The sequence below is a fragment of the Mycobacterium sp. FW102-FHT13B02 genome, assembly GCF_058790275.1.
Window position 1 is genome coordinate 324,907 of the sequence record NZ_JBYTCM010000003.1, and the last position, 13,844, is coordinate 338,750.

The following is a 13,844-nucleotide window of genomic DNA, read 5'->3' on the forward strand; positions in this document are numbered from 1 at the left end:
GATCGGTCTAGTCAGTGAAGTCGATGCGCACGGATACGGGCGCGGTTCCGTAGGAGGCTATCTTCGGTCCCGCCGCACCCGACAGTCGCACGCGAGCCCGCACGTCGTCGTCAGGCACGAAGGACGCGATGCCAGAGCGCCATCGATTACCTTGCTGAATGCGCACATTCGGATTGGCCTCGATGTTGGCGCCCCAGCCCGACAACGTGCCGTGGCCACAGATCACCCACGCGCCCGATTCATCGAAGATCGGCGACACCGGCACCCGTCGCAGCTGCCCGGTTTTGCGGCCAAGGGTTTCCAATTCACTTACCTGCGTCGGGCGCACGGCCCCCAGCCGGGCGAGAGCCCGCACTGTCGGATTGAGTAGGTAGCGCCCAACCGCACGGAATACCCGGAACTGCCGGCGCGCGGCCCGCGTGTGATCTGTATCCACGAACTTTCTCCTTGCCGGCCGCGGCTGAACGATGGGCCCGATACGGTGAATATACCGATCGGTCTACCAGAGGGCAAGGTGTCATAGAGTCGGCATGAACTCAGCCAAGGCAAGGATGGTGAGCACCACCGAGGCGAGTCCGATCAATCCGCCCGCAGGGATCATGATGCTGCACACCACGATCCAGACGGCCAGCCTCGACCACTCGAACGACTGGTTGCCGACTGCGTTCCCCAAGCGAGCCTGGAGTGCGTGGTAAGACGCCCACATAGCCGCTCCCGCCGCCGCCACCGCCACGATCCGCGGCCCTACCGGCGTCGCCACCATCGCAATACCCGCCGCGACCACTGCCGCCACTACCCGCCCCCACACCACAGCCCGAACCGCGGTTGCCGCGGTCCACGGTTGACTTCGATCAGGCTCGCCGCGATACCGGGGTAGCCGCCCATCGATACCCAAGAGCCGCCACATCCACCGCGTCCAGACCGTGCGCAGACCGAGGTCTTCGGCGACGCGCCGGACATCGGCGGCCGATTCCGCCAACATCTGCCGGGATCGAGCGCTGCGCCAGTAGGCGGCTTTGAAAGCGCGCCGCGGGATGCCGAACTGCCGGGCGAAGGCGCGCGGCGGTGCGATCATCTCGCCGATCAGCCACCGCAGATAGATCGGAAATGCCAAGGCGTACACCAGCCGCCGCAACCGTCCCACTGCCGCGATTCGCTGCGTCAGATAGTGATCGGCGAATGAGATGTGGCGGGCTTCCTCCGCGAGGTGAATGGAAGTGATCGTGTTGAGCAAGGGCGGCACCGCCGCCGAGCCCCGATGCTGCAGCGTCTGCTGAAAGTGCAGCGGCTGCTCCCCGCACAGCACGCCGATGAACAGGAAGATGCTGGCGTAGCCGCCGAGGAATCCCAGAATCGGCCCGAAAAACCTTGACCCTCTGCGCATACCGGGAACATCGGCGCCCGTGCGGTTGACGAACTCCTGGAACATCTGGATGTGGTGGCATTCGTCGGTCAGCTCATGGAGCAGGTACTGAAACACGACCGAACCGTTGGGCAAAGTGCCGGCGTGGTGAATCACTCCGCGGATCAGCATCATCTCGAACTGCAACGTCACCTTGAGGATATTCGCGGTGAGCCAGCGCCCCATCGCGACGCGCTGCTCAACGGGTTGCCGCGCATACCATTCAGTCGCCGCGAGCGGAGCGATGTCGGGATCGAGCTGCCAACGCGGGTCATTCTCGTCCATGGTGTTTTCCGCTGCATCCCAGTCGATGTCGATGAACGGATCGAAACGCCGACGGGTACTCGCCCGGCAGAGCGTTGCGGCGATGCCGGCGCCGAGTTCAGCCGGCGTGCCGGTGCGCACATGTGATCTGGCCGATTCGGCGAGGGCGTTTGCGGTGAAGCCCACAGTCATGGCATGACCTCCGTTGGTATCGAAGGGGTTGGGATGCCCAAGAGCGTGCTGCCAGGCATTTGCGGGTCGGTGTCGGCCGCGTTGCGGCGGCGGCTCTTCGCGTGGGAAGCGTTGTCCCAGTGTGGGATACGCGGACGACACTGGTGCGAAACGTCGCAGAAACAGCGCGGTTCCTATACTCGGCGATGCTCATCTCGGACAATGACGTGCTGCACGGTCTGGGTCCGCGCACGCGCCTGGGCGGCCTAGATCGCGGTGCGCTGGGCGCCGCCGATGTTGCGGCACAGTCCGTTTCGGCCATGGCACCCTGCGGCGCGGCGGCGGCGAGCCCGATGTTGGTCGCTGCCCAGGGAGGTCCGGTCGTTGCGAGCACGGCCATTGCGTTCGCGCTCGCCCTGGTCGTGTCGTGGCTGGTTCGGGGATTCGCGCGGCGTGTGCCCGCAGCGGGTTCGCTCTATACGTACGCTGCCGTTGGTGTCGGGCCGGTGGCCGGGTTCGTCACCGCCGGTGCGCTGTTGCTCGGCTACCTCGGCATCGGAATGGTCGCGGTCACCGAGTCCTCGGCGTTCGCGTTACGGTTGGCGTCCGCGGCCGGGCTGACGGCGCACGGCTGGCTGGTCGCGGCCGGCGCGCTCGGGTTCGCGGTGGCCAGCGGGGTGGTGCTGGTTCGCGGAATCAGGCTGTCGGCGCGGGTCGCGCTGGTGACCGAGACCATCGCCGTGGGGCTGGTGGTGGTGGTCGCGGGGTGGCTGCTCTGGCATGGTGACGTACGCCGTCTACATGATTCGGTGCTGGCTCCCATCCCCGATCTCGGGCACCTGACTGGTGGTGTCGCGGTCGCAATGGCGGCGTTCGCCGGCTTTGAGACCGCGACAGTGCTGTCGGTCGAGACCCGCGCTCCGCTGCGCACTGTGCCAGCGGCAATCCGTGGCTCGCTGCTGCTGGGCGGGCCCGTCGTGATGCTTGCGACCTTGACCCAAGCCGGAACGCTAAGCCCGATACCGACAGATTCGTGGTTCGGGGCACTGACTGCCGATCCCGGTGGCCGGATGCTGGTGCCGGCCCTCTACCTCGCGACGACGCTGTCGTCTTTCGCCTGCGCGTTGGCATTCACGACAGCGGCAGCCCGCGTCTTGCTGTCCCTGGCCCGCGAAGGCGTCTTACCGGCGGCGCTTGGCCACACCGATCTGCGCAGCAAGGCACCAACCGTCGGGATCTGGGTGTGCACCGCGATCGTATTCGGCGTGCCTTTCGCCATGAGTGCATGCGGCGCCGACCCGGCAGCCGCATGCGGCTCGCTGATGGCCGGCGCGGTCTGCGGCTACCTGCTGGCATATGCCGCGCTGGCCGGCGCGATGCCCGCGATGCTGCGGCGCCTGGGCGAACCCAGCAGGGTGGCGTTGGTGATCGGGCCGGCCTGCGCACTGGTTCTCACGGCCATGGTGGCCGAATTCTGGGGACTGACCATCGCCGGCCCGTTCTGGATTGGAGCGGTAGCCGCCACGGCCTGGATGCTGCTGTGGGCTGCCGCTGGGTGGCGGTTGCGCAGCAGCCGACCGAACGCGTTCGCGTCGATCGGCGCACACGCCGGAACCGTCAGATCGTCGGTATGGCGCGGCTACCTGCGGGGCACACCATGAACCGAGGGTTGCGCCCAGACGCCGGATCGCGTTCGGCGCTCGCCGCCCTCGCGATCATCGAGGAGGTCGCCGCCGCTGGACCCGGGATCACGGCGCTGGACCTCACCCACCGGCTACGGATGTCGCGGTCCTCCGCGTACCGGTTGCTGGCCGTCTTGGTGGACAGCGAATACCTCGTCCGCACGCCGGATTTGGGCGGGTTCGCACTCGGGCGCCGTGTCGATCGATTGGTCGGTATCCCTTCCACTCCGGCGGATCGGCTACGCGAGGCCGTTGACGCTGTCCGGGCGGAAGCCCGGTTCGGGATACACCTGGTGCTGCACCGGTCCACCCGGCGGCCGGCACTGGAACTGTTCGACATCGATCCAGATTTCCCGCTGTCCGATCCGGCCCGGGTCATCGCCGAGCCGGACTGCTCGGCCATCGGACGCATGATCGCCGCAGACGCCCGAGGTGAACGTCCGGCCTTCTCCACGCAGCGCGGCATTCTGGTGGCCGGCCACGGATGTCTGGCGCTGCCGATCCGCGGCGCCGACGACAGTCTGATTGCCGTCCTCGCTGCCTCCGCACCCGCGCATCGAGTGGCAGACCCGGATGCGTTGATGGCGTTCCTGACTCCCCACGCCCGGGCGGTGACGATCGCGTGCGCAACCGAGGGTTGACTCACGCGGTCGCGGCGCTACGGTGCCGGCGTTGCGGCGATCGGCAGGAGGTTCTGCCGGGCGAATCGTTCGACCTGCTCGTAGGTCTCCAATGGCGCCAGCACCGCAGGCGTGAGGAGGATCGAATGGGTGATGCGGACAAGGATTTCGGCCCGGGCAAGTAGGTCGGGTTCCGGGACCGCCGCGACGTCCGGGCCACGCAGTATCTCGGCGGTCGCCGCGACAGCGCCGGCAAGCAGCGGACTGGCTTCGAGGGTCAGCCGAGGCAGCACGGTGTCGGGTTCGATTTCGAGAAGCCTGTTCCAGACGGCATTCGTGCGCACCGTCTCGATCGTCGTGGCAAAGCTGTGGACCACTCGATCCGCGAAGTTGTCGGTGCGCGCCGCAGCCGCGCGCACGGCTTCGAACAGCTTCTGGGATTCGCGGATGAGCACCGCGGTGACGATCTCGTTCTTTCCGCCCACGCGCCGATAGATCGTGACCCGTCCCAGCCCTGCGCGTTGGGCGATTTCATCGACAGTCGCCCGCCGGATACCGATCTTGGCAAAGACAGCCAAGGCGGCATCGAGAATCTCTTCCACGCCCTCATCACGCGCGGTGTCGAGAGCGAAGAGTTCCGTGTGCACGCAACTGACCATAGTCGACTTTGCAACATTGAAACAATTGTATGTTGTGTGTTTCACTGTAGCGCGAAGGACTCAGAGCTGAGGGAAGGCGCGTGATGGCGAGCAAACAACCAGGGCGAGTGGTGCGCGAGTACAACGACGAGGCATTGGCGATCAGCGCTCGTCACGTCCACTTCGATTGGTCCGGCGTCCCGCTGGAGTACATCCCGGGCGAGGCCTACGCCACTCATTTCTGGAACGTGATGCACCTGGTCTTGCCGGAAGGCGAGCGGGCCATGGCCGACGTCTTCGGCCAGGCGCTGCCATACATCGATGACGAGCGCCTCAAAGAGGAGGTCATCGGATTCGTCGGGCAGGAGGCAACACACGCGGCTTCGCACGAGGGGTTCCGCGACTACCTACGCGCTCACGGGGTCGAGGTCGGCGTGGTGCTGCGGCGCATCGAGTTCGCGGTGGAGAAGATCTTCGGTGACCACGGGATCACCGGCCCCGCCAGGAAAGCGTGGTTGAGCGAACGGCTCGGGGTGTACGCGGCGGCAGAGCATTTCACCGCCGTGATCGGCGAATGGCTCTTGGACAACGGGGCCTTCGACCGCGCGGGCATCGACCCGACGATGCTCGACTTGCTGCGATGGCACGGCGCCGAGGAACTCGAACATCGCAACGTCGCGTTCGACGCCTACCAATACGTCGACGGTGGGTACGCCCGCCGCGCGCGAACCGCCATCATCGCGTGTTCGGGCCTTGCCCTGCTGTGGTTTTCGACCGCGTCGTATCTCTATCGCAATGACGCGACAGTGCAACGTCGTCGTCCGTGGCCCGTCGAATACATCCGTGCCGCCCATCACGGTTTGGTACCAGGGGTGTCCTTCTTGTTCTCGCAGATGTACACCTACCTGCGTCCCGGCTTTCATCCGTCGACGATGGGCGACATCAGCAAGGCAGTGCGTTACCTGGCGCAATCGCCCGCGGCACAGGCGGCGCACGCATGAGCCGGCTGCTCGACCAGCCCGGCGCTGTCGATGACCCGAGTCCTGCACTCAAGGCGATGGGGCAGCTTGCCCGTGGCTATTCGCGGCTGTTCACCGAGAGCACGATTGCCGACCGCTTGTCTCCGACCCGGCCGGTACGCCGGGCGGGATACGACGCGCGGCTCGAAGTTGTTGCGGTGCAGCGCCTGGCGACCGATGTGGTCGGCCTGACTCTGAGCCGGCCCGACCGTTCACCGCTCCCCCGGTGGACGCCGGGTGCGCACATCGATGTGTTCACCCCGTCGGGGCGGCAACGGCACTACTCGCTGATCGGTGACCGTTTCGATCCACTCCACTACCGGATCGCCGTGCGGCAGCTACCCGATGGCGCGGGCTCGGCCGAACTGCACCGCGTCCGCGTCGGCGACACGCTGCGCATCCGGGGTCCACGCAATGCGTTCAGCCTCGCCCCTGCCGACGAGTACGTGTTCGTCGCCGGCGGAATCGGCATCACCCCGATCTTGCCGATGGTGCGTGACGTGGCATCCAGCACGTCCGCGTGGCGCCTGGTGTACACCGGACGTTCGCGCGAGTCGATGCCCTTCATCGACGAGCTCAGCGAACTCGGGCACGATCGGGTGCAGATCCGGCCCGACGATCAGTACGGCACACCGGATTTGGCCGAATTGTGCTCACCGGACTCACCCCGTGCGGCGTTCTACGTGTGTGGCCCTCCGGCCATGATCGAGCAAGCTCGTCAGGTCGCCACCACTGCGGCCGGGGCAGGAAACACTGCGGAATTCCACAGCGAACGTTTCAGCGCCGCACCCATCGTCGACGGCAGAGCATTCACGGTGAAACTCACCGAGTCGGGGCTGACGGTCAACGTCGGCGCAGCCGAGTCTGCCCTCGCCGCGATCCGCCAGGTCAAACCGGACGTGCAGTACTCGTGTCAGCAGGGTTTCTGTGGAGCCTGCCGGGTGCGCCTGGTGGACGGCGTCGTCGAGCACCGGGATCGGGTGCTGACTCCCGATCAGCACAGCGACTCGATGATGATCTGCGTCTCCCGCGCTCAGGGTGACTCGATCTCCGTCGCGCTCTAGTCATCCACCGGCACAACAAGGACAAACCATGACCAAACCCACGCCCACACATGCCCATACGGCGATCATCGGTGCCGGCTTCGGTGGGATCGGCGCGGCATTGCGGCTCAAAGAGTCCGGCGACAGCGACTTCCTCGTGTTCGAGCGGGCCACCGATATCGGGGGCACGTGGCAGGCGAACACCTACCCGGGGGCGCAGTGCGACATCCCCTCGGTCCTGTATTCCTACTCTTTCGCCCCGAATCCTGACTGGACCCGTCTCTATCCGCTGCAGCGAGAACTGAAGTCGTACATCGAAAAATGTGTCGATGACAGCGGCATCCGGCCGCACATTCGGCTCGGGCACGATGTCACCGACGCCTCATGGGACGACCTGGCCCAGGTGTGGCGGATAACCGCGGGTGGTCAACTCTTCACCGCCGGCGTCCTGATCGTCGCCACCGGACCATTCAGCGAGCCGTCGGTCCCGGATCTTCCAGGGCTCGAGGACTTCTCGGGCCCGGCATTTCACTCAGCGCAGTGGCGCCACGATGTCGACCTGCGCGGAAAGGCAGTCGGCGTCATCGGCACCGGCGCCTCGGCCGTGCAATTCATCCCGCAGATTCAGCCTGACGCCGCCAAACTGGTTGTGTTCCAACGGACGCCGACGTGGATACTGCCCCACCCGGACCGCCCGGTGGGTCCCGCCGTGCGCTCGGTGTTCCGCACGGCCCCGCTCGTCCAGCGCGTGGCGCGCTCGGCGGTCAGCCTGGTCCAGGAAGCGATGGTGCCCGGTCTGGTCCATCTCCCAGTGCTCCTGCAGCCGCTGGCGGCCGTGGGCCTGTGGCATCTCCGACGACAGGTTCGCGACGAGAACCTCCGCGCCAAGCTGACACCGCAATACGCTTTCGGCTGCAAGCGTCCGACGTTCTCCAATGCCTACTACCCCGCGCTCGCGGCGGACAACACCGTCGTGGAAACCGCAGCGATCCGGCGGGTCACCGCGGACGGGATCGAGACGGCCGACGGTACCCACCATCGGCTCGACGCCATCGTGTTCGGAACCGGTTTCAAACTGGCGCACAACGAGGGCTTCACCCGCATCCACGGTCGAGACGGCCGTAGCCTCGCCCAGGTGTGGGCCGGCGGAGAAATGAAAGCGCACCTCGGCACCGTCATTCCGGGTTTCCCGAATCTGTTCATGATTCTCGGACCGAACTCAGTGGTGTACACGTCGCAAATCGTGACGATCGAGGCGCAGCTCGACTTCGTTCTCGACGCCATCGCACAGATGCGCGACCGCCAGATCCGCAGTATCGAGGTGTCGGACGAGGCTCTCGACAATTTTGTCGAGCACGTCGACCGCCGCCTCGCAGGCTCCGTGTGGAACTCTGGCGGCTGTCAGAGCTACTACCTGAGTCCATCTGGCCGCAATTTCACCTTCTGGCCCGGCTTCGTCTTCACCTTCCGGCATCAGATGCGCCGAATTCGCCTCGGAGAGTTCGACATCCGCTACGCAACCGCACGACCTGCGACCACCGACACCGAGTTGGTGGTCGGGCGATGACCGCGCACTCAGCGTTGAATCTCTCCGGTGCAGTAGTTCTCATCACCGGCGCGGCACAAGGCATCGGCTTCGAAGCGGCGTCCCGATTCGTCGCGGCCGGATCCCGAGTCGTCCTTGTCGACGTCGACGACGAGCAACTCGGGAAAGCCCAGGCGCTGCTGGGGAGCAACACCATCGGCGTCGTGGCTGATGTGCGTGATGCCGAGGCGTTGACCGCGGCGGTCGACCGCGCGGTCAGCGCCTGGGGACGTATCGACGTGGTGGTCGCCAACGCCGGCGTCACGCCGCCGCCGGCGACCCTGCGCACGATCGAACCCGATACGTTCCAACGGGTTATCGATATCAACCTGCTCGGTGCGGTGCACACGGTGCGCGCGGCAACCGAGCACGTCATCTCCAGCCGCGGACACATTCAGCTCATCGGTTCGTGCGCAGCGTTTGCACCGGGGATGGGCGGTGCGGCGTACATGATCAGCAAGGCCGGGGTCGAACAGTTCGGGCGCGCGTTGCGAATCGAGCTGGCAGGGCATCGCGTTACGGTCGGAATCTCCTACTTCGGCATCGTCGATACGGCGCTGGCCCGCACGACACTCGATGACGATCCGCTCGGCCGGCGAATCGGGGAACTGCTGCCCTGGCCGTTGAACCGACGTATCGACGCGGACTACGCCGCCGCAAGCGTTGTCGATGCAGTCAGGCAACGCAAAGCCAGCAGCACCGCTCCACGAGCGTGGATTCCCTATGCCTGGCTTCGGGGTGTCATCAACGTGGTCCTGGATCAGCAGCTCGCCGCCAACCCGACGGTGGCCAACATCATCCGCCAACTGGAGCAATAACACGCGGGCTCTCGCCCGGAACTCCGACCGCCAACAGCCGAAAGAACCGCCTTCGAGAAACGAGATGAAACGATGGTCACCACCTCCGACGTACACGGTCTGATCGGGGCCGCCACAACATTCGCCAGGCAAGGCTTGCGCATCGCGGGAAACGCCCGCATCCCCATACGCGAGGTGCCGTCACAGGGGCACGCCGCCGTGCATTCGAACTCGCAATCGCGGCGCGCTGATGTCGACGTTGCGACACCGAATGACTTACCGCAGTTGAACGATGCGCTTCACAGCAAGATGGTCGGGCTGCTGGATCGCTCGGTTGAACAGAGCACATGCGAGACCCGGTTGGAGCTGTACAGCCGTATCGTCGACCAGCTTGTCGCCGACGAGGCACGGATTCTCCGCGCGCTGTCAGACGGCACCACATCGCCGCTCGTCAACGTCTATTCGCAGTCTCGATGGTGGTCGTCACCTCGAGCCGTGTTGACCAACACGTCTCTCATCGGCCGCACCGCAGGCGTCACATTGCCGACCATGGTGCCGACGTACGTCGCCAACCTGTTGCAACTCGGTCTGGTTGAAATCGGGCCACAGGCAGACCGATCGGAAGCCGGGTACGAAGTGCTCATGGCAGAACCCACCGTCATGCGAGCCATTGCCGACGCCGAGGCGGCGCGGCATTCAGCTCGGGTGGAGCGGCTCGGTCTACGTCTGTCCGACCTCGGGCACGAGCTGTGGACGACGTCCATGGGCAACGATTCCCCGTAGGGTTCACGATTTCCCGAACTGCCCGGGCCACAATGCATTCAGCCAAAGGGCCGGTACCACGTCAGTAGCGGGATCGGGTTGGCCGGCCGGCGCTCCGAAGCGCCCGGGATCACAACCGGTGACCGTCGCGGTGATCAGAACACGGACCAGCGCCGGCACATCGGCCGAGATCGGTTGGGCGCCTTGGGATACTTCGGTGGCCACAATCGCCACGATCCGGCTGGTGATGGCGTCCTCCACGTCAGCGACGATTTCGGCGATCTCAAGTTCATAGCCTGCCGATGCGCGACACGACGCCCACACCGGATCGTCGGCCGCCAGCGCGCCGCGTATGCCGGTGATGACCCGCGCGACCAGCGTCCGCGTGGATTCCCCGGGCATCCGCGACGCAAAAGACCGATCGAGCATGGCGGCATCGGTGCGGCCGTGCAACAGTTCGGCCAGAGCGGAGTACTTGGAATCGAAATAGAAGTAGAACGCGGTTCGAGTGACGCCGGCCTGCCGAGTGATCGCCTGCACCGAAATCTCAGAGATCGGGTCCCGCTCCAGCAATGCCCGCAGCGCCGTCAAGATCGCCGCACGGGCGTGATCACCCCGGTTTGTGGTCATAGCGCGGCCACCGCCCGTCGGGCTGGGGCTATCGGTAGCAGCCACACTCACCGGACACGCAGCGCCGCCCGGTCGACGCTGAGTTGTCAACATCACGGCTCTCTTTCTGTCGGGCAAGGTATTTCGCGCAGATCCGGACAGATGGGATGACATGCGCGGTCCGACTCCAGCGCTCCATTGAAACAATCATACTCAATATGTTCTACTGTTTCAGAATGAACGGTTGCGCTCCGTAGCCGTTGACACGCGGCGTACCGGAGCTGCACCGCAAGCGGTCCTACATATGAACTCCCGAGGAAGACAGTGATGAGCGAAAGCCTGTGCGCGCATTTCCAACGGCGCGTTGCCGAGCTCGGTGACACCGCAGCAATCTGCCGCACTGACGGCACAGTGGCATTGACGTGGTCGCAGTACGGCACCGAGGTTCGACGCGTCGCCGCGGGATTGGCCGCGCTGGGTGTGCGCCGGGGTGATGTGGTTGCGATGATGCTGACCAATCGCAGCGAATTCCACGTCGTTGACGCCGCAATCATGCACCTCGGCGCGGTCGGCTTCTCGGTGTACAACACCAGCGCCACGGCACAGATCACCTACCTGTTCGAAAACGCCGAGCCGGCGGTGGTGGTCAGTGAGGCGCAGTATCTGGACAAGGTTCTCGCCGCCGCATCGAGCACCGTTGTGCGCCATGTCATCTCAGTCGATGAAGCGCGCCACGGTGTGCGCACCCTCGACGAGGTGACTGATTGCGGTGCTGACGATTTCGACTTCGACGCCGCCTGGAAGACAGTTCAGCGCGACGATATCTTGACCCTCATCTACACCAGCGGGACCACCGGGCACCCCAAGGGCGTCGAGCTGACTCACGCCAACCTGCTGTACCAACTCGAGGTGATCTCCAGCGTGGTCGGTGATCTCACCCGGGGTCGCGTGCTGTCCTATCTGCCAGATGCGCACCTCATCAACCGATGGATCGGCCAGTACGCGCCGATGTACTTCGGCATCACGGTCACCGACGTCGGCGACCCGAAGTCCTTGGTCGACGTGCTGGGTCGGGTGCACCCGACGTTCTTCGTCGCCGTACCGATGCTGTGGTACAAGATTCGGGCTCGAATCGAGGCGCTCATAGCGGAGCAAGCCGGGCCGGCCGGGGTTTTGGCGCGCTGGGCGTTGGAAGCCGGCAAGAAGAAGGCTGCAGCCACCCTGGTTGGAGGCCGGCTGGGGCTGCTCGACGAAGCAGCCGCCGCCGCGGCAGATGTGTTGGTGTTGTCGAAGATTCGCTCGCGGCTGGGGCTGGACCAGCTGAGTGCTGCGGTGTCGGGCGCCGCACCCATCGATGTTTCCGTTCTCGAGTTCATGCTTGCGATCGGCGTCCCGGTGCTGGAGGCCTGGGGCATGTCGGAGACTTCGGCGGTCACGACCGTGAACCCGAAGGACCGGCCCAAATTCGGCACGGTGGGTAAATCGATACCGGGCACTCAAATCAAACTGGATACCGACGGCGAGATTCTGGTGCGCGGCTGCGGCGTGATGCGCGGATACCACCGCGATCCGGCCCGCACCGCGGACATTCTCGACGCCGACGGCTGGATCCACACCGGTGACATCGGCACGCTCGATGGCGAGGGGTACCTGCGCATCGTCGACCGGAAGAAGGAGTTGATCATCAACTCCGGTGGAAAGAACATGTCTCCCAGCAACATCGAGGGCGCGGTGAAGGCCGCCAGCCCTCTCATCGGTGCTGTCGCCGCCATCGGCGACAATCGCCCGCACATCGCCGCGCTCATCACGCTCGACCCCGACACCGCCGCTGAATACGCCCTACGGCACGGGCTGCGCGACACCCCAATCGCTGAGCTGGTCGACAGCGAGGCCATCCAGCGCGCCGTTTCCGACGCGGTAGCGCTGGCGAACGCCCGTCTGTCCCGGGTTGAGCAGATACGCAGCTGGAAAGTCTTGCCGCAGTACTGGATCCCCGGCGGAGACGAGCTGACACCCACGCTCAAGCTGCGCCGTGTGCCGATCGCCGAAAAGTACGCAGCGCAGATCGACGCCCTCTACGTGCGTTGAGTTTGAAAGGAACAACACAATGACCCACGCCTCGACGACCGAACTTGCGGCTCTCTCCGACTTGGCCCGGGAGTTCTTCACGAAAGAAGTTGCCCCGCGCCACGAGGAGTTCGCCGCCGCCGGAGAGCCCGACCGGGCGCTGTATCGCCGTGCCGGCGAACTGGGGCTGCTGCTGATGTCAATCTCGGAGGAATTCGGCGGCGGCGGAGCAACTTTCGCGCATGAAGCCGTTCTCTTCCGAGAGCAGGCCTACGCGGGTGATCTGTCCATGCAGTTAGGAGTTCACGCGGGCATCGTCCCGCATTACCTCAACGCCTACGCCAACACCGAACAGAAACTACGCTGGCTGCCCAAACTCGCTTCCGGTGAGTGGATCGGCGCCATCGCCATGACCGAGCCGGGTACCGGTTCGGATCTGCAGGCGATTTCGACGCGCGCGGTTCGCGTGGGAGACGAGTACGTGATCTCCGGCGCGAAGACGTTCATCTCGAATGGCGCGACGTGCGACCTGATCATCATTGCGGCCAAGACCGATCCCGGACAGGGTGCGGCCGGTTTGTCGTTGTTCGTCGCCGAGGTCAGCGACGACACTCCCGGATTCCAGCGGGGACGCAAGCTGAAGAAGATCGGTCAGAAGGGGCAGGACACGACCGAACTGTTCTTCGACGAACTCCGGGTACCCGCCGAAAACCTGCTCGGCGGCATCGAGGGCCGCGGCTTCGTCCAGCTGATGCAGCAGTTGCCGCAGGAACGGCTCATCGTCGGCGTCGCCGCGCTGGGCGCGGTCGAGGCCGCGTACGACCACACCCTGGCGTACGTCAAAGACCGTCACGTGTTCGGCAAACCTCTTTTCGCCCTGCAGAATACGCGTTTCGAGCTCGCCGAAATCGCCACGGTCATCGACGTGATGCGCACGTTCGTCGACGATGCGATTCAGCGGCACGTCCGCGGCGAACTCGACGTCAAGCGCGCCGCGCAGGTCAAACTCTGGTGCTCCGACCAACAGACACAGATCGTTGACCGCTGCCTGCAACTGCACGGCGGCTACGGGTACATGGAGGAATACCCGATCTCCCGCTTGTTCGTCGACAGCCGAATCTCTCGGATCTACGCCGGCGCCAACGAAGTCATGAAGGACCTGATCGCCCGTCACCTCTGAGCAGG

The 13,844-nt window shown here is 65.2% G+C and carries 13 protein-coding genes; 9 read left to right on the plus strand and 4 right to left on the minus strand.

All coding sequences use genetic code 11. From position 1 onward, the window contains the following. Positions 1–7: 7 nt before the first annotated feature. The gene (locus AC3WTE_RS07230; RefSeq protein ID WP_492436659.1) at positions 8–436 is read right to left on the minus strand and encodes a nitroreductase family deazaflavin-dependent oxidoreductase; all 429 of its coding nucleotides are present in this window, start codon (positions 434–436) and stop codon (positions 8–10) included. 81 nt (positions 437–517) lie between these two features. Beyond that, positions 518–1,858, minus strand: coding sequence for an AurF N-oxygenase family protein (locus AC3WTE_RS07235; protein WP_492436660.1), 1,341 nt, complete (start codon positions 1,856–1,858; stop codon positions 518–520). A 185-nt stretch (positions 1,859–2,043) separates the two neighbouring features. Here AC3WTE_RS07235 and AC3WTE_RS07240 point away from each other — a divergent pair, with 185 nt between their 5' ends. After that, a complete protein-coding gene (locus AC3WTE_RS07240; RefSeq protein WP_492436661.1) occupies positions 2,044–3,498 on the plus strand; it encodes an APC family permease in 1,455 nt (484 codons plus the stop codon). Further along, on the plus strand, positions 3,495–4,160 hold the full coding sequence (locus tag AC3WTE_RS07245; protein WP_492436662.1) for a helix-turn-helix domain-containing protein: 666 nt from the start codon (positions 3,495–3,497) through the stop codon (positions 4,158–4,160). Before AC3WTE_RS07240 ends, AC3WTE_RS07245 begins: the two co-directional genes overlap by 4 nt. 17 nt (positions 4,161–4,177) lie before the next feature. Here the strand turns inward: AC3WTE_RS07245 and AC3WTE_RS07250 are convergent, their stop codons facing one another. Further along, entirely contained in the window at positions 4,178–4,786 is a 609-nt protein-coding gene (locus AC3WTE_RS07250) for a TetR/AcrR family transcriptional regulator (protein ID WP_492436663.1), read from the minus strand. Positions 4,787–4,881: 95 nt separating this feature from the next. On the opposite strand from AC3WTE_RS07250, the gene AC3WTE_RS07255 reads away from it, so the two are divergent. From AC3WTE_RS07255 to AC3WTE_RS07275, 5 genes are all read left to right on the plus strand, one after another. Next, positions 4,882–5,778 (plus strand): metal-dependent hydrolase, encoded by an 897-nt coding sequence (locus tag AC3WTE_RS07255; protein WP_492436664.1) that lies wholly within the window; start codon positions 4,882–4,884, stop codon positions 5,776–5,778. Then, a complete protein-coding gene (locus AC3WTE_RS07260; RefSeq protein WP_492436665.1) occupies positions 5,775–6,860 on the plus strand; it encodes a PDR/VanB family oxidoreductase in 1,086 nt (361 codons plus the stop codon). Before AC3WTE_RS07255 ends, AC3WTE_RS07260 begins: the two co-directional genes overlap by 4 nt. A 28-nt stretch (positions 6,861–6,888) precedes the next feature. Then, a complete protein-coding gene (locus tag AC3WTE_RS07265) occupies positions 6,889–8,406 on the plus strand; it encodes a flavin-containing monooxygenase (protein ID WP_492436666.1) in 1,518 nt (505 codons plus the stop codon). Next, on the plus strand, positions 8,403–9,242 hold the full coding sequence (locus tag AC3WTE_RS07270; RefSeq protein WP_492436667.1) for a short-chain dehydrogenase/reductase: 840 nt from the start codon (positions 8,403–8,405) through the stop codon (positions 9,240–9,242). Before AC3WTE_RS07265 ends, AC3WTE_RS07270 begins: the two co-directional genes overlap by 4 nt. A 72-nt stretch (positions 9,243–9,314) precedes the next feature. Then, positions 9,315–10,004: an Abi-alpha family protein gene (locus AC3WTE_RS07275; RefSeq protein ID WP_492436668.1), complete on the plus strand. Its 690-nt coding sequence runs from the start codon at positions 9,315–9,317 to the stop codon at positions 10,002–10,004. Between the two features lie 3 nt (positions 10,005–10,007). On the opposite strand, the gene AC3WTE_RS07280 is transcribed toward AC3WTE_RS07275, so the two are convergent. Beyond that, a complete protein-coding gene (locus tag AC3WTE_RS07280; protein ID WP_492436669.1) occupies positions 10,008–10,613 on the minus strand; it encodes a TetR/AcrR family transcriptional regulator in 606 nt (201 codons plus the stop codon). A 306-nt stretch (positions 10,614–10,919) separates the two neighbouring features. Here AC3WTE_RS07280 and AC3WTE_RS07285 point away from each other — a divergent pair, with 306 nt between their 5' ends. Then, positions 10,920–12,680 (plus strand): AMP-dependent synthetase/ligase, encoded by a 1,761-nt coding sequence (locus tag AC3WTE_RS07285; RefSeq protein WP_492436670.1) that lies wholly within the window; start codon positions 10,920–10,922, stop codon positions 12,678–12,680. Between the two features lie 19 nt (positions 12,681–12,699). After that, positions 12,700–13,839 (plus strand): acyl-CoA dehydrogenase family protein, encoded by a 1,140-nt coding sequence (locus AC3WTE_RS07290; protein ID WP_492436671.1) that lies wholly within the window; start codon positions 12,700–12,702, stop codon positions 13,837–13,839. Positions 13,840–13,844 lie beyond the last annotated feature (5 nt).

Excerpts from the sequence above, each read along its gene's own strand:
- AC3WTE_RS07280 (WP_492436669.1), bottom strand. The coding sequence starts at position 10,613 with ATGACCACAAACCGGGGTGATCACGCCCGTGCGGCGATCTTGACGGCG.
- AC3WTE_RS07285 (WP_492436670.1), top strand. The coding sequence starts at position 10,920 with ATGAGCGAAAGCCTGTGCGCGCATTTCCAACGGCGCGTTGCCGAGCTC.
- AC3WTE_RS07235 (WP_492436660.1), bottom strand. The coding sequence starts at position 1,858 with ATGACTGTGGGCTTCACCGCAAACGCCCTCGCCGAATCGGCCAGATCA.
- AC3WTE_RS07240 (WP_492436661.1), top strand. The coding sequence starts at position 2,044 with ATGCTCATCTCGGACAATGACGTGCTGCACGGTCTGGGTCCGCGCACG.
- AC3WTE_RS07265 (WP_492436666.1), top strand. The coding sequence starts at position 6,889 with ATGACCAAACCCACGCCCACACATGCCCATACGGCGATCATCGGTGCC.
- AC3WTE_RS07255 (WP_492436664.1), top strand. The coding sequence starts at position 4,882 with ATGGCGAGCAAACAACCAGGGCGAGTGGTGCGCGAGTACAACGACGAG.
- AC3WTE_RS07270 (WP_492436667.1), top strand. The coding sequence starts at position 8,403 with ATGACCGCGCACTCAGCGTTGAATCTCTCCGGTGCAGTAGTTCTCATC.
- AC3WTE_RS07245 (WP_492436662.1), top strand. The coding sequence starts at position 3,495 with ATGAACCGAGGGTTGCGCCCAGACGCCGGATCGCGTTCGGCGCTCGCC.
- AC3WTE_RS07275 (WP_492436668.1), top strand. The coding sequence starts at position 9,315 with ATGGTCACCACCTCCGACGTACACGGTCTGATCGGGGCCGCCACAACA.
- AC3WTE_RS07260 (WP_492436665.1), top strand. The coding sequence starts at position 5,775 with ATGAGCCGGCTGCTCGACCAGCCCGGCGCTGTCGATGACCCGAGTCCT.
- AC3WTE_RS07290 (WP_492436671.1), top strand. The coding sequence starts at position 12,700 with ATGACCCACGCCTCGACGACCGAACTTGCGGCTCTCTCCGACTTGGCC.